Raw genomic sequence first — 15,003 nt, forward strand, 5'->3', positions numbered from 1 at the left:
GTTGATTTTTGGCACGCTGTTGAGTTCTCAAGGAACGGACGCTTCCTTCGTACTCACCCTCTCGGGCTTTCCTCCGGGCTTTTCCCTTCGGTCTTTCGTGTTTCCAGCTTAGCAGATCCGTTTTCCGTTTCTGCCCCCCGCTGGAGCGGGCTGCTGGGGCTGGAATTCGCTTTCGCGCTTTCCGTTCCCGGCGGGGTCAAACATTACCAGGCTTTCTCGGTCCCCCTGACCACGTCCCGCTGCGAGCACGCAGAGGTGTAGACCACTGGGGTTAGGATCTGGCTTGATAGGTGCTGCCGACCCGCGACTCAAGGCCGCGTTGGGGTCAGGCAGGAGTACGACAGTACATCCCACCGTCAGTAGAGGCAAACCGTCTCCGGTAGTCCCTAGCTCCGCCCAACTGGTACGTCTCGTGCGGAACCGGGACTTCCCATGACATACGCTTCGGAACAGTACGCCGTCCAGGACAGGCAGTGACGGCGCCACACAATCTCCGCCCCTGGGAGGCTTCCCATGACAGTCGTGACCTCGCCGCTCGCCGGCCGTGCCATCGGTCTCGCCGCAGTCCCCGATCCGGTCTTCTCCGGTGCGATGGTCGGTCCCGGTACCGCCATCGATCCCGTACGTGAGCCCTCCGAGGCCGTCTCCCCCGTCGACGGGGTCATCGTCTCCATGCACCCGCACGCCTTCGTCGTCGTCGACGCCGAGGGGCACGGTGTGCTGACGCACCTCGGCATCGACACCGTCCAGCTCAACGGCGAGGGCTTCGAGCTGCTCGTCAGCAAGGGCGACACCGTGACGCGCGGACAGGCCGTCGTGCGCTGGGACCCGGCCGCGGTCGAGGCCGCCGGCAAGTCCCCCATCTGTCCCGTCGTGGCTCTGGAGGCCACCGCGGACTCGCTCTCCGACGTCGCCGAGGACGGCCACGTGGCCACCGGCGACAGCCTCTTCGGCTGGAGCTGAGCCGGTCCGTCCGCCGTGACGACCGCGAGTTCGACATTCAACGCGGCGGCAGGGGCCGTCGCTCAATCGGAGACGGGTGAGATGGAGACAACGCTGCGAGGCGTCGGCGTCAGCCACGGAGTGGCGATCGGCGAGGTCCGGCACATGGGCACTGCGGTTCTGGAGCCGCCGGCCAAGTCGATTCCGGCCGAGGAGGCGGAGCGCGAACAGGGGCGCGCCCGTCAGGCCGTGGAGGCCGTGGCCGCGGATCTGATCGCCCGGGGCAATCTGGCCGGTGGCGAGGCCCAGGCGGTGCTCGAGGCCCAGGCGATGATCGCCCAGGACCCGGAGCTCATCGCCGACGTGGACCGCCGGATCGCGGTCGGCAGTACGGCCGAGCGCGGCATCTACGACGCCTTCTCGCACTACCGCGAGCTGCTCGCCGGGGCCGGCGAGTACATGGCGGGCCGGGTCGCCGACCTGGACGACGTGCGGAACCGGATCGTCGCGCGGCTGCTCGGCGTGCCGATGCCGGGCGTGCCGGACAGCGACGAGCCGTACGTGCTGATCGCGCGGGACCTGGCGCCGGCCGACACGGCGCTGCTCGACCCGACGCTGGTGCTCGGGTTCGTGACCGAGGAGGGCGGGCCGACCAGCCACAGCGCGATCCTCGCGCGGGCCCTGGGCGTGCCGGCCATCGTGGCGCTGCCGGGCGCGGGCGAGCTGGCCGAGGGCACGCTCATCGCGGTCGACGGTTCCACCGGTGAGCTCTTCGTGGACCCGAGCGAGGAGAAGAAGGCGGAGCTGACGAGGGCCGCCGCCGAGCGCAGGGCCGCGCTGGCGACCTCCACCGGTCCGGGCGCGACCTCGGACGGGCACAAGGTGCCGCTGCTGGCCAACGTCGGCGGTCCGGCGGACGTGCCGGCGGCGGTGGAGGCCGGTGCGGAGGGCGTCGGTCTGTTCCGTACGGAGTTCCTCTTCCTGGACGACAGCAAGAAGGCGCCGTCCGAGGAGAAGCAGGTCGAGGCCTACCGTCAGGTCCTGGAGGCCTTCCCCGAGGGGCGTGTGGTCGTGCGTGTCCTCGACGCGGGCGCCGACAAGCCGCTGGACTTCCTGACCCCGGCCGACGAGCCGAACCCGGCGCTCGGCGTGCGGGGCCTGCGGTCGCTGCTCGACCACCCGGAGGTGCTGCGGACGCAGCTGTCCGCCCTCGCGAAGGCGGCCGAGGGGCTGCCGGTGTACCTCGAGGTCATGGCGCCGATGGTGGCCGACCGTACGGACGCGAAGGCGTTCGCCGACGCCTGCCGTGAGGCGGGGCTGCGGGCCAAGTTCGGTGCGATGGTCGAGATCCCGTCGGCCGCGCTGCGGGCGCGCTCGATCCTCCAGGAGGTCGAGTTCCTCTCGCTGGGCACCAACGACCTGGCGCAGTACACCTTCGCGGCCGACCGGCAGGTCGGTGCGGTGTCCCGGCTCCAGGACCCGTGGCAGCCGGCGCTGCTCGATCTGGTGGCGCTGTCCGCCGAGGCGGCCAAGGCCGAGGGCAAGAGCTGTGGTGTCTGTGGCGAGGCCGCTTCGGATCCGCTGCTCGCGTGTGTGCTGACGGGTCTGGGCGTCACCTCCCTCTCCATGGGTGCGGCGTCGATTCCGTACGTGCGGGCGACACTGGCCAAGTACACGCTGGCGCAGTGCGAGCGCGCGGCGGCCGCGGCGCGGGCCGCGGACACCGCGGACGAGGCGCGGCTGGCCGCGCAGGCGGTGCTGTCCGGGGAGTGATCCCCCCGGGGTGAGCGACGACGAAGGGGCTTTCCGTCACGGAGGTGGCGGGGAGCCCCTTCGTCGTGCGCGGGGTCAGTGGTGGGTGGTCCAGTCGTCGTCGGGGCCGGGGGCGAGGGGGAAGCCGGCGCGGTACTCGACGCCGGGCTCCGGGGAGAGGGGTTCTCCCGTGCGGGCGTCGGTGCAGTAGGCGGAGAAGACCTCGGCCTCGGTGAGCGGGGTCAGGGTGCCGTCGGTGAGGCGCCAGCCGTGGAGGTGGTCGGGGGTGCCGGGGGCGGTGGTGCGCAGGACGAGGCCGCCGGGGGCGGCGAGGGCGATGCCGGCGGCGAGGACGGCGGTGAACTCGGTGGCGAATCCGGTGCCGGTGGTGTCCTCGGGCGGCGGGGTGCCGTCGGTGTGGAGGACGGCGAGGAGCTGGTCGTCGGCGGTGGGAACGCTGCAGACGAGGTGGTGGGCGCCCGGTCCGGCGGCTTCGAGGAGGCGGACGAGCAGGCGGGCGGCCCGCTCGTAGGCGGCTTTTCCGATGTCCTTGCCGCAGCTCGCGCAGTCGCCCGCCGTGGCGAGGACGGTGGTGGCGTACTCCCAGGTGGCCTGGCGGACGGCGGTGTCGACGAGTTCGGGGAGGAGGGCGGCGAGGGGTTGTCCGGTGTAGGTGACGCGGGCCCCGGTGGCGGCGAGGTGGGCGGTGAAGCGGCTGCGGCTCGCGGGCCGGTCGGGGTCGGTGGCGGTCTCGGCGCACCAGGCCGCGTACTCCTCGGGGTCGAAGAGGGCGACGGTGGTGTGGCCGCCCTGGCGGGCGAGGGTCTTGAGGAGGGCCTCGACCTGGCGCAGGTAGGTGGCGTGGTCGTCGAAGAGGAACGTGCGGTACCGGCGCATGGCCGCGAAGTCCTGCTCGTCGGCGAGGAGGCCGATCGTGCTGGGGATCTCGCGGCGCAGTGCGCGGCGGAGGTTCGTCGGGGTGGTTCCGGTCCGTGTCATGTCTCCCCCTGGTGACGGTCCGATCAGTACTCACTCACCGTAACCTTCGCCACTGACAGTGACGGTCCGGGTGAAGGGTCCCGCGGAGACGAGGCCGGTCGTTCAGAGCACCGACGGCGAGCGTGCCGGCGGCGAAGGGGCCGGTGAGGGGGAGGAACCGGCGGCGGGCGGCGTCGGTGATGGCGCCGGGGCCCCGGTCCTGGTGGATCGGGGCCCCGGGCGTTCGTGCGTCTAGGCGCGGCGGTTGGCGGCCAGGGTCTCGTAGAAGTGGAGGAGGCCGAGGTCGTCGACCGAGCCGGCGTTGACGGCCTTGGCGAGCGGGGTGCCCTGGAGGAGGCGCTTGACCGGGACCTCGATGCGCTTGCCGGTGAGGGTGTGCGGGACGCCCGGGACCTCGATGATCTCGTCGGGGACGTGACGCGGGGAGAGTTCGGAGCGGATGGTCCGCTTGATGCGGGCGATCAGCTCCTCGTCGAGGACGGCGCCCTCCACGAGGTGGACGAAGAGGGGCATCCAGTAGCCGCCGTCGGGCTCCTCCAGGCCGATGACGAGGGATTCGCGGACCTCCGGGAGGCGTTCGACGGCCTCGTAGATGTCGGCGCTGCCCATGCGGACGCCCTGCCGGTTGAGGGTGGAGTCGGAGCGGCCGTGGATCACGACCGAGCCGTGGTCGGTGATCGTGATCCAGTCGCCGTGGCGCCACGCGCCCGGGAACATCTCGAAGTAGCTGTCGCGGTAGCGGCTGCCGTCGGGGTCGTTCCAGAAGTGGATCGGCATGGACGGCATGGGGTTGGTGACGACGAGTTCGCCGACCTCTCCGACGACGGGCTTGCCGGAGGGGTCCCAGGCCTGGAGGTCGGTGCCGAGGCCGGCGGCCTGGAGCTCGCCGATGTGGACGGGGAGGGTGGGGACGGCGCCGGCGAAGCAGGAGCAGACGTCCGTGCCGCCGCTGACGGAGGCGATCCAGAGGTTCTCGCGGACCTCGTCGTGGAGCCAGCGGAAGCCGTCGGGGGGCAGCGGGGAGCCGGTGGTGGCGACGCACTTCACGGCCGAGAGGTCGAAGTCCCGGCCGGGGTGCACGTCCGCCTTGGCGCAGGCCATCACGTACGCGGCGGAGGTGCCGTACAGGGTGGCGCCGGTGCGTTCGGCGACGCGCCACTGGGCGGCGGTGTCGGGGTAGCCCGGGCTCCCGTCGTACAGGACGATCGTCGTGCCCGTGAGCAGGCCGGAGACGAGGAAGTTCCACATCATCCAGCCGGTGGAGGTGTACCAGAAGAACACGCCCTCGGGGCCGAGGTCGCAGTGCAGGCCCAGCTGCTTGACGTGCTCGACGAGGATGCCGCCCTGGGACTGGACGATCGCCTTCGGCAGGCCGGTGGTGCCGGAGGAGTACAGGACCCACAGCGGGTGGGAGAAGGGAACCTGCTCGTAGACCGGCTCGGTGTCGGCGGCGACCAGGTCGTCCCAGGCGAGGGTGCCCTCGGGGGCTGGGGTGCCGAGGAGCGGGATGTGGACGACGGCGCGGAGGGTCGGGAGCTCGGCGCACAGTTCGGCCACGGTGTCGCGGCGGTCGTGCTCCTTGCCGCCGTAGCGGTAGCCGTCGACGGTGAAGAGGACGACCGGTTCGACCTGCTGGAAGCGGTCGAGGACGCTGCGGGCGCCGAAGTCCGGGGCGCAGGAGGTCCACACGCCGCCGACGGCGGCGGTGGCGAGGAGGGTCACGACGGACTGCGGGACGTTGGGCAGGTAGCCACTGACGCGGTCGCCGGGGCGTACGCCGAGGGCGCGCAGCTCGGCGGCGAGGGAGCCGACCTGTCGGCGGAGTTCCGCCCAGGTCACCGGGGTGGGCTCATGTGTCTCGTCCACATGGAGCAGGGCCGTGTCGTGGGGACGCTCGTCGGCGGCACGCAGGGCGTGCTCGGCGTAGTTGAGGGTGGCCCCGGGGAACCAGTCCGCGCCGGGCATCGAGCGGTCGCCGAGGACGCGCTCGTACGGGGTGGAGAAGCGGATGTCGAACCATTCGACGACCGCCCGCCAGAACGTTTCGAGCTCGTCGACCGACCAGCGGTGGAGCGCCGGGTACCCGCCCTCGGCCGGGGCCCCGTGGTGTTCGGCCGCCCAGGACTGGAAACGGGTGACGGCGGCCGTGGCGATGCGTTCCTCGTCCGGCTGCCAGAGCGGCTCGGTCTGCGCTGATGTCATGGGGCGGCTCCCTGGCTGTACGCGGGGTCTGCGTGTGTCCCGCGCACGTGCTGGGGTGTGCGCGCGACGCGGCTGACAGGACGATGCCATGTGATCGTCTTTCGCACCAGGTCTGCCCGCCCATGGTCCGGTAGTTGAATATGTGCTCCCACCACGGGTGAACGGCAGTTGAACGCGGCTCGTTCCGTCTTTTCCGGGTGGCAGGGTGAGCTGCATGGACGGTCGGGATCTGCTGCGTTCGATGAAGGTGTTCGGTTCCGTGGAGGGCTTGCGGGCGGTGTGGTCGGCGTGGCGGCAGCGCCGTACGGACGCGTGGGGAACGCCCTCCAGGGGGGCGGAGCGGGCCCGGGTGCCGGGGCTCGCGGAGGCGGCGGAGTCCGCGCCGGGCGGGGGGACGATCCGGTTCGCGCGGTCCTCGCTGCGGTTGTGCGTGTCGGCGGGCGGCACGGTGTTCTGGGGGTGGGACGGGGCTGGTCCGCTGCCCTCGTACGCGCTGGCCGGCGAGGCGCCGGAGCCGGATCCCCGGGCGGCCCTGGAGCCGGACACGGACGGCGGGTGGCGGATCGTGTCGGAGCGGGTGACGGTGGCGGTCTCCCGGCACGGGGCGGTGGAGGTCCGGACGCCGGGCGGGCTGCTGCTCCGGCGGGACCTGCCGCCGCGCTGGTGGGAGCCGGTGGACGCGGCCGGGGGCGCGGATTCCTCCGGGGGCGCGGGTCCTTCCGGGTCCGGGGACGCCCCCGGGGCCGGGGACGCACCCGGGGCCGGGGACGCACCCGGGGCCGCGCGCTGGGTGCAGCGGAGCGAGGTGCCGGCCGACGCGCGGTTCTTCGGGCTCGGCGGGCGGGCGGGCGGGCCGCGGCTGCGGGACGGCTCGTACCGGCTGTGGAACACGGCGCCCCGGGGATGTTCCGGCCCGGAGGACGATCCGCCGCACCTCACCATGCCCGTGCAGTTCGTCGTCTCGGACGCCGGTACGCACCTGGTGTTCCACGACAACTCCCGGGACGGCCTGGTCACCCTGTCCGAGGGCGAGGAGGGCGCCGGGTCCGGGCACGACCGGCCGGGGACCGGCGAGGTCCGGATGGAGGGCGGCCCGCTGCGCTGCTGGGTGGTGGTCGGCACCCCCGCGCGCGTGCTGCACGGCTGGGCGGCGCTCACGGGCGCGCCCGCGCTCCCGCCGTCCTGGGCGCTCGGCCCGCAGCACGCGCGCGAGGGATCCGGCGGCGCGGCGGAGGTGCGGAGCGCCGTGGACGCGCACCGGAGGCACGGGCTCCCGCTGTCCGCCGTCCACCTGGGCGCCGGCCACCGGGACGGGCGGCGGGCGTTCACCGTGGACCGGGAGCGGTTCCCCGATCCGCCGGCCCTCGCGGAGGAACTGCGGGAGGAGGGCGTGCGGCTGGTGGCGGCCGTGGATCCGGCGGTGCGGGCGGAGGCCGGGGACCCGGTGTACGACGGCGGGCGCGCGGTGGACGGCTTCGTCCGGGACGCCCGGGGCGAGGAGCTCCACGGATCCGTCCCGCGGGGGAGGTGCGCCTATCCGGACTTCACCGATCCGGCGGTGCGGAAGTGGTGGGGCGGACTGTACGAGGAACGGCTCCGGCAGGGCTTCTCCGGAGTGGCCCACGACCTGGACGAGCCGGTCTTCCCCGTCCCGTTCGGCGACCCGACGCTGCCGCGTTCGGCCCGGCACGCACTGGAGGGCCGGGGCGGCGACCACCGGGAGGCGCACAACGTGTACGGCCTGACGATGGCCCGGGCCGGGTACGAGGGGCTGCGCCGGCTGCGGCCCGACGAGCGGCCCTTCCTCCTCTCGCGCTCCGGCTGGGCGGGGACGCAGCGGTACGGGGGCACTTGGGCGGACGGGGTGCCGGCGGGGTGGCCGGGGCTGCGGGCCTCGCTCTCCCTGGTCCTGGGGCTCGGCCTGTGCGGAGTGCCGTACTCGGGTCCGGACGTGGACGGCTCCGGAGCCGGCGGCGGTTCGTCGCCGGAGCTGTTCCTGCGCCGGTACCAGCTGGCGGCGTGGCTCCCGCTGTTCCGCACGCGCGCGGGGACCGGTCCCGGGCCGCACGAGCCGTGGGGGTTCGGGCCCGGGGTCCTGGAGCACGCGCGCGTGGCGCTGGCCGAACGGGAGCGGCTGCGGCCGTACTTCACGACCCTGGCGCGGCTCGCCCGGATGACGGGCGCGCCGTACGTCCGGCCGGTGTGGTGGGGGACGCCGGAGGACCGGGCGCTGCGGGACTGCGAGGACGCGTTCCTGCTCGGCGACTCGCTGCTCGTGGCGCCGGTCCTGACGCACGGCGCCGACCGGCGGGCGGTGCGGCTGCCGCGCGGGCGCTGGTACGACACGGCGACGGGCCGGGCGTACGAGGGGCCCGGGCAGGTGCTGCTCGACGCGCCGCTGTCGCGGGTGCCGGTCCTGGCCCGGGCGGGCGCGGTGCTCCCGGTGCGGGGCGAGGGGGGCGACCCGGTCCTGGAGGTGTGGGCGCCCGCCGCCGGGCGGACGGGCGGGGGGCTCGTCGTACGGGACACGGGGGACGGCTGGGAGCCGGCCGAGATCGAGCGGTACCAGTCGCGCCTGGTGGATGGGCGGGTGGTGGTGGAGCGGGTGACGGACGACGGGGTGACGGAGCCGGGGCTGCCGGTGCGGGTGCGGGGGGTCTGACCGGTTGCGGGCTCCCGGGGGTCACGGCGGGGGCGGGGGTCTGCCTGCTGCGGGCTCCCGGTGGTCCGGTGGTACGGAGCGGGAGGGTCTGCCTGCTGCGAACTTCTGCCAGTACGGGGCCAGGAGCTGCCTGCCGCGAACTCCCGCCGGTGCAGGGGTCAGGAAACTACCTGCCGCGTGCTCCCGCCGGCACGGGGACCGGGCCTGGGCGGCCCCTCGCCCCCTCAGCCGTACTCCCCCGCGAACCACTTCCGTACCGCCTCCGTGTGGAGCGGGAAGGCCAGGTCCCCCGGGGCCCGGAGGAGGTGGTGGCCGCTGGTCTCGTCCGTCGGGGTCGAGGCGGGCAGGGAGGAGGCCGGGCGGGGCGGGAGGAGGCCGAAGAGGAGGAGGTGGCCGGCCGGGGAGCTCATCGCGTCGGCGAGGCGGACCTCCCCGGCGGCGGCCTCGATGCCGGTCTCCTCGCGCAGTTCGCGGGCGACGGCGGCGCGCCAGTCCTCGCCGTGGTCGATGAAGCCGCCGGGGAGCGCGACCTCGCCCCGCCGGGGCTCGATGGTGCGGGTGATGACGACGAGCCCCGTGCCGTCGGCGTCCGTGACGGGCAGGAGCGCGACGGCGACGGGCAGCGGATTGCGATAGGCGGTGTGGCCGCAGCCCGCACAGGTGCGGGGCCAGCCCGCGTCGGCGGGGTGGGCCGCGCCGCAGGAGGAGCAGTGGGAGTCCTGCACGGTCGAATCGGTCACGGCCGGGTCCCTCACGGTCTGGTGCTTCACGGTCGAGTGATGCGCGGTCGGGTGCTTCACGGCCCGACCGTATGCGATCGCTCTTTCCCGGCGCTGCCGGAACTGGTAGACGGGGCCCATGACAGGACTCGCCTCTCTCCTCCGTACCCTCTCCGTCGCAGCCGTCGCCGGGCTGTCGATCCTCACCGCTTCCGCTCCCCCGGCCTCGGCCGCGCCGGAGCCCAGGGCGCCGCGGGAGTTCGTGGCCCTCGACTCGGTGGACCGGACGATCCTCCAGGAGATGCGCTACACGACGGCGCACAACTTCACGGGCGTGCCGGTGGACGGCTACCGGCAGCCGCTGTGCGTTCTGACCCGCCCGGCGGCGGAGGCGCTGCACCGGGCGCAGGTGCGGCTCCTCGCCCGGGGCTACACGCTGAAGGTGTACGACTGCTACCGGCCGCAGCGGGCCGTCGACCACTTCGTGCGGTGGGCGAAGGACCTGGAGGACCAGCGGATGAAGAAGGAGTTCTATCCGCTCGTCGACAAGTCGAGGCTGTTCGCGGACGGTTACATCGCGGAGAAGTCCGGGCACAGCCGGGGTTCGACGGTGGACCTGACGATCGTGCGGCTGCCGGCGGCGCCCACGCGCGCGTACCGGCCGGGCGAGGGGCTGGTGGAGTGCTACGCGCCGCAGGCGGAACGGTTCCCCGACAACTCCGTGGACGTGGGGACGGGTTACGACTGCTTCGACACGCTGTCGCACACCGACGACCCCCGGATCACGGGTGAGCGGCGGGCCAACCGGCAGCTGCTCAAGGGGGTGCTCGCCGAGCAGGGGTTCGTGAACCTGCCGGAGGAGTGGTGGCACTTCACGTTCAGGCCGGAGCCGTTCCCCGGCACCTTCTTCGACTTCCCGGTGGCGCGGAGGTCGGTGGCGGGGCACTGAGACCTCCGGGGAGGGCCCCGGTCGGGGGCCCTCCCCGGGACTCAGGAGGGGACGGCCGCGTGGGTGCGGTCGGCGAGGACGAGGGCGTGCTCGACGACCGCCACGAGGACGTTCTTCACGGACTCGCGGTCCCGGGCGTCGCACATGACCAGCTCGACCTCGGGATCGAGGTCGAGGGCCCCGCGCACGCTCTCGGCGGGGAACCGCTGGGCGCCCTCGAAGCAGTTGACGGCCACCGTGAACGGGATGCCGCGCCGCTCGAAGTAGTCGATGGCCGCGAAGCTGTCCTCCAGGCGGCGGGTGTCCGCGAGGACGATCGCGCCCAGGGCCCCTTGGGCCAGTTCGTCCCAGAGGAACCAGAAGCGGTCCTGGCCGGGCGTGCCGAACAGGTACAGGACGAGGTCCTCGCGCAGCGTGATCCGGCCGAAGTCCATGGCGACCGTGGTGGTCGTCTTGGTCTCGACGCCTTGCAGGTCGTCGACGGGTCGCCCCGCCTCGCTGAGCATCTCCTCGGTCCGCAGGGGCCTGATCTCGCTGACCGCGCCCACCAGGGTCGTCTTGCCGACCCCGAACCCTCCGGCGACGAGGATCTTCAGGGTCACCGGTTCGACGAAGGGCTTGGTGCGGTTAGAGCGCCCGAAGGCCATTGATCACCTCGCGGAGGATGTTCACGTCCGGCAGCTCGGCCGGCGGAACGGGGCGGGTCACGTGGACGAGTTCGTCCTCGACGAGGTCGCCGACGAGGACCCGGACCACCCCGACGGGGAGGTCGAGTCCGGCGGCGAGCTCGGCGATCGACTGGGGCTGCTCGGAGCAGCGTTCGACGATCTCCACGTGTTCCGGGGAGAGCGTCTGGTCCCGGCCGGGGTCTTCGGCGGCGGGTTCGGGGACGACCAGCGCGATCAGGTCGAGCCGGTGGCGGGTGGCGGCGCTCGTCCGGCCACGGGTCATCGCGTACGGGCGGACCACCGGTCCGGCCTCGTCGTCGAACCAGTGGTGGGGGCGCGGGGTCCGCTCCTCCGCCGTCCGGTTCCGCTCGGCTTCGTCACTCATGCCGTCCCACTCACCCTCCCGAGGGCAGTCCGGTCCGGGGGGCCGTCGCGAGGTGGGCCCCGACCCGCTTCACCATCAGCGTCATCTCGTAGGCGACCTGGCCGACGTCGGAGTCGGCGTCCGCGAGCACCGCCAGGCAGCTGCCGTCACCGGCGGCCGTGACGAAGAGGAAGGCGTCCTCAAGCTCGACGACCGTCTGGCGCACCTTGCCCGCCTCGAAGTGGCGGCCGACGCCCTTGGCGAGGCTGTGGAAGCCCGAGGCGACGGCGGCCAGGTGCTCGCCGTCCTCCCGGGTCAGGTCCCGGGAGGCGCCCGTGGGGAGTCCGTCGCTGGAGAGCACTAGGGCCTTCCGGACGGATCCGACCCGCTGGACGAGTTCGTCGAGGAGCCAGTTCAGTTCGCCGTTTCCGGAGGTCGTGCTGGGTGCTGCGGCGTTCGGTGCGGTCATCGACCGTCCCCCTCGGGTGTCGTTCCTGGTGCTGTCGGGTCGTCAGGGCCGGCGGTGTGCCGTCGTCCGCGCTGCCAGCCGCGCTGCATGGCGGCCATCCGGGCGCGCACCTCCTCGGCGTCGCGCTCGAAGGAGTCCGGTCCGGCGGGCGCGGCGGTCTCCTTGCCGGTGCCGGTCTCGCGGTCGGCCTCGCGCAGCTGGGGCGCGAGGCTGGCCTGGCGGACGCGGCGGGGCAGGCCGTCGAAGAGCGCGGGGGCCGGGGCCTCCGGCGGGGCGGGGGCGGTGGCGGGCGGTACGGGGTTCCGGGGGCGTACCGGACCCTGCGGACGCGCGGGGCCTTCCGGACGCGCGGGGCCCTGGGACTTCGCGGGGCCTTCCGGGCGTGCGGGATCGTTCAGGCGGACGGGATCGTTCGGGCGGACGGGGCCCGCGGGGCCCGCGGGGTCCTGCCGGCGGACGGGGACGAGGGTGGGGCCCTGGCGGTCGTCGTGGCCGGGTCCGGGGCCGGAGCCGTTGCCCGGGCGGCCCGGGGCGGGGTGGGACCGGCCGGGGAGCGGGTGGGCGCGGTCGGGGCCGTCGAGGCGCCGGCCGTGGTCCACGACGAGCGTCGGGGTGTGGCGGCGCGGCAGCGGTACGGGGCGGCGGGCGGGCCCGTCCCCCTCGTCGCGGCCGGCCGTGGTCCGGTCCGGGGCCTGCTCGTGCTGTTCGCCCGCGGGGGCGAGGCCGGTGCGGCGCCGGTCCCGGGGCTTGAAGAGGCCGCCGCGCTCGCTCTCGGTGTCGAGGAGGTCCGCGGACCGGTCGAGGAGCACGTCGAAGTCGTCGTCGAGCGGGGCCTCCAGCTCGACGGGGCCGTCGAGGGGCGCGGCGGTGACGTCGGGGACCCGGGCGAGCGCCGGGCGGCGGACGGGCAGCGCGGCGGAGCCGTCGTCGGCGCGGTCGGAGACCTTGCGGTCCAGGCGGAAGCCGGCGCCCTCCGTCTCGGGCGCGTCGGTGAGCAGGGCGGCCGGGATGAAGACGACCGCGGTGGTCCCTCCGTACGGGGAGGTCTGGAGGGAGACCCGGACGTTCTGGCGCTGGGCGAGCCGGCTGACCACGAAGAGGCCGAGGCGGTCGGTGTCCGAGAGCTCGAACTCGGGGGTCTCGGCGAGCCGGAGGTTGGCGTCGAGCAGGGCGTCGGGGTTCATGCCGAGGCCGCGGTCGTGAATCTCCAGGGTGAAGCCGTTGGCGACCCGCTCGCCGAGCACCTGGACGGCGGTGTGCGGGGGCGAGAACACCGTGGCGTTCTCGAGGAGTTCGGCGATGAGGTGGGTGAGGTCCGCGACGGCGGGGCCGCCCACGCCGAGGCGGGGCAGTCGGCGCACCTCGATCCGCTCGTAGTCCTCGACCTCGGCGACGGCGGCGCGGACGACGTCCATGAGCTGGACGGGCTTGCGCCACTGGCGGGAGGGGGCGGCGCCGGACAGGATGACGAGGCCCTCGGCGTGCCGGCGCATGCGGGTGGTGAGGTGGTCGAGCCGGAAGAGGTCGGCCAGTTCGTCGGTGTCCTCCGTGCGCCGCTCCATGGTGTCGAGGAGGGTGAGCTGGCGGTGGAGCAGGACCTGGTTGCGCCGGGCGAGGTTGACGAAGACCTCGGAGACGCCGCGGCGCAGCTCCGCCTGCTTGACGGCGGCCTCGACGGCGGCGCGCTGGAGGGTGTTGAGGGCCTGGCCGACCTGGCCGACCTCGTCCTCCCCGTAGCGCAGGTGGGGCACTTCGGTGGTGACGTCGACCTGTTCGCCGGCGGCGAGCCTGCGCATGACGCTGGGCAGGCGGACGCCGGAGACCTCCTGCGCCTCCTTCTGGAGGCGGCGCAGGTCGCGGACGAGGACGCGGCCGATGCGGACGGAGATGACGATCGAGGCGAGCAGGGCGAGGAAGCCGAGGACGCCGGCGACGCCGACCTTGAGGAGGACGCTGTACGCGGCGGGCCGGACGCGTTCCTGGTAGCGGTCGCCCGCGGCGGTGTTCTCGCGGGCGAGGACGTCGAGGACGGGGCCGGCCTGGTCCTGCCAGCGGGCGGCGGTGACGGCGCGCGGGCTGTCGGTGGGGCCCTGTTCGACGACGGCGTTCTCGGCGGTGCGCAGCGCCAGGGTCTCGGGGCCGCGCCAGAACTTCTCGAAGCGGTCGCGTTCGGCGACCGGCAGGAGTTCGAGGTTGACCTCGTAGAACTGCTTCCGGTTGGCGATCAGGTCGGATATCGCGCGGATCTCCTGGGCGGTGACGCGGTCCGCGACGAGCGCGGAAAGGATGAGGGCGTCTTCGCGGGAGAGCAGTTCGCGGGCGCGGGTCACGCCGACGAGGGCGCGGCCCTGCTTGTCCATCTCCACGTTCTCCAGGGCGTGGAGGGTGACGAGGAAGCTGTAGCAGGGGTCGACGAGCCGGTTGTAGAAGTCGAGGGCCTGCATGCGGCCGATGCTGCGGTTCTCCACGGAGCGGCGGAGCGATTCGAGGCCGTCGAGCGCTTCGAGCAGGCTGTCGATCCGCTGGGCGGTGACGGGCCGCATCTCCTCGCGGACGCCGGGTTCGGCGGCGTTGGCGCGGATGCGGGCGATCTGCCGGTCGGTGGCCCTGCGGGTCTCCTGGAGCGAGCCGAGGGCGTCGGAGCCCCGGGGATCGGCGAGGTAGACGAGCGACTGGCGGCGTTCGAGCTGGATGACCCGGGCGGTGTCCTCCAGGGGGTAGCCGACCTTGTCGACGATGTAGCCGACGTCGAGGAGCTGGTCGGCCTCGCGGCCGGTGAGGACCGTGGCGAACCCCCACAGGCCGGTGAGGGAGACGAGCGGTACGAGCAGCAACGCCACGATCTTCCTGCGGATGGACTTCCCGCGAAAGCGCATGGCCTCCCCCAGCTCGGCCCCCGTTCGTCGCGAGGGTCCTTCACTTCGTGACGTCGGGCGTCAACACGCGGCGTCAACCTTGAGTTTCAACAAACGGCGGCGCGAGCCTACTACTGCATCGTGGCCTTCCCGAAGGTGTGTCCGGGCTATTTTCAGCCTGTCGAGTGAGCGTTGATCATCAGATGTCCCGTTATTCCGGGAGTTGAGGTCGGTCACTGTGGCGCAGGACACCTGACGACGTGCCACTCCGCCGGCCTGCGGAGATGGCTGGAACTGTGCGTTCCGCTCGTAAAAGGTCTCGCGTTCGTCTCCGGAGGGGCGAAACCTTTTCCCTCTGACGTGCGTCAATACGTACGGGGAGTGTTCTGTCCGCGTAAAGGCGCTCACAACGGGCAGCCGTT

12 protein-coding genes are annotated in these 15,003 nt (G+C 73.3%); 5 read left to right on the forward strand and 7 right to left on the reverse strand.

What is annotated here, in order from left to right; translation table 11 throughout:
* From ACFY7E_RS13590 to ptsP, 3 genes are all read left to right on the forward strand, one after another.
* Positions 1 to 261 (forward strand): hypothetical protein (locus ACFY7E_RS13590; RefSeq protein WP_389484245.1); only part of this gene is annotated, 261 nt, incomplete at its 5' end.
* A gap of 252 nt (positions 262 to 513) precedes the next feature.
* On the forward strand, positions 514 to 963 hold the full coding sequence (locus ACFY7E_RS13595; protein ID WP_062758273.1) for a PTS glucose transporter subunit IIA: 450 nt from the start codon (positions 514 to 516) through the stop codon (positions 961 to 963).
* A gap of 81 nt (positions 964 to 1,044) precedes the next feature.
* Positions 1,045 to 2,715: a phosphoenolpyruvate--protein phosphotransferase gene (ptsP, locus tag ACFY7E_RS13600; protein ID WP_389484247.1), complete on the forward strand. Its 1,671-nt coding sequence runs from the start codon at positions 1,045 to 1,047 to the stop codon at positions 2,713 to 2,715.
* 75 nt (positions 2,716 to 2,790) lie between these two features.
* On the opposite strand, the gene ACFY7E_RS13605 is transcribed toward ptsP, so the two are convergent.
* Positions 2,791 to 3,693, reverse strand: a complete 903-nt coding sequence (locus ACFY7E_RS13605) for a hypothetical protein (RefSeq protein ID WP_389484249.1) — start codon at positions 3,691 to 3,693, stop codon at positions 2,791 to 2,793.
* Between the two features lie 231 nt (positions 3,694 to 3,924).
* Positions 3,925 to 5,895 (reverse strand): acetoacetate--CoA ligase, encoded by a 1,971-nt coding sequence (locus tag ACFY7E_RS13610; protein ID WP_389484251.1) that lies wholly within the window; start codon positions 5,893 to 5,895, stop codon positions 3,925 to 3,927.
* Between the two features lie 214 nt (positions 5,896 to 6,109).
* Between ACFY7E_RS13610 and ACFY7E_RS13615 the strand changes: the two genes are divergently transcribed.
* Entirely contained in the window at positions 6,110 to 8,557 is a 2,448-nt protein-coding gene (locus tag ACFY7E_RS13615; protein ID WP_389484253.1) for a glycoside hydrolase family 31 protein, read from the forward strand.
* 224 nt (positions 8,558 to 8,781) lie between these two features.
* Here the strand turns inward: ACFY7E_RS13615 and ACFY7E_RS13620 are convergent, their stop codons facing one another.
* On the reverse strand, positions 8,782 to 9,282 hold the full coding sequence (locus tag ACFY7E_RS13620; RefSeq protein WP_389484955.1) for an NUDIX domain-containing protein: 501 nt from the start codon (positions 9,280 to 9,282) through the stop codon (positions 8,782 to 8,784).
* Between the two features lie 133 nt (positions 9,283 to 9,415).
* Between ACFY7E_RS13620 and ACFY7E_RS13625 the strand changes: the two genes are divergently transcribed.
* Positions 9,416 to 10,225, forward strand: a complete 810-nt coding sequence (locus ACFY7E_RS13625) for a M15 family metallopeptidase (RefSeq protein ID WP_389484255.1) — start codon at positions 9,416 to 9,418, stop codon at positions 10,223 to 10,225.
* A 41-nt stretch (positions 10,226 to 10,266) separates the two neighbouring features.
* Here ACFY7E_RS13625 and ACFY7E_RS13630 read toward each other — a convergent pair whose 3' ends face one another.
* From ACFY7E_RS13630 to ACFY7E_RS13645, 4 genes are read right to left on the reverse strand one after another with little or no spacing between them, the layout of a single operon-like run.
* Positions 10,267 to 10,872: an ATP/GTP-binding protein gene (locus ACFY7E_RS13630; protein WP_389484257.1), complete on the reverse strand. Its 606-nt coding sequence runs from the start codon at positions 10,870 to 10,872 to the stop codon at positions 10,267 to 10,269.
* A complete protein-coding gene (locus ACFY7E_RS13635) occupies positions 10,853 to 11,278 on the reverse strand; it encodes a DUF742 domain-containing protein (protein ID WP_389484259.1) in 426 nt (141 codons plus the stop codon). Before ACFY7E_RS13635 ends, ACFY7E_RS13630 begins: the two co-directional genes overlap by 20 nt.
* A gap of 10 nt (positions 11,279 to 11,288) precedes the next feature.
* Positions 11,289 to 11,726: a roadblock/LC7 domain-containing protein gene (locus ACFY7E_RS13640; RefSeq protein WP_383445339.1), complete on the reverse strand. Its 438-nt coding sequence runs from the start codon at positions 11,724 to 11,726 to the stop codon at positions 11,289 to 11,291.
* Positions 11,723 to 14,602: a nitrate- and nitrite sensing domain-containing protein gene (locus tag ACFY7E_RS13645; protein WP_389484261.1), complete on the reverse strand. Its 2,880-nt coding sequence runs from the start codon at positions 14,600 to 14,602 to the stop codon at positions 11,723 to 11,725. Before ACFY7E_RS13645 ends, ACFY7E_RS13640 begins: the two co-directional genes overlap by 4 nt.
* Positions 14,603 to 15,003 lie beyond the last annotated feature (401 nt).

This window comes from Streptomyces sp. NPDC012825, assembly GCF_042900925.1.
In the GTDB taxonomy this organism is placed as follows: domain Bacteria; phylum Actinomycetota; class Actinomycetes; order Streptomycetales; family Streptomycetaceae; genus Streptomyces.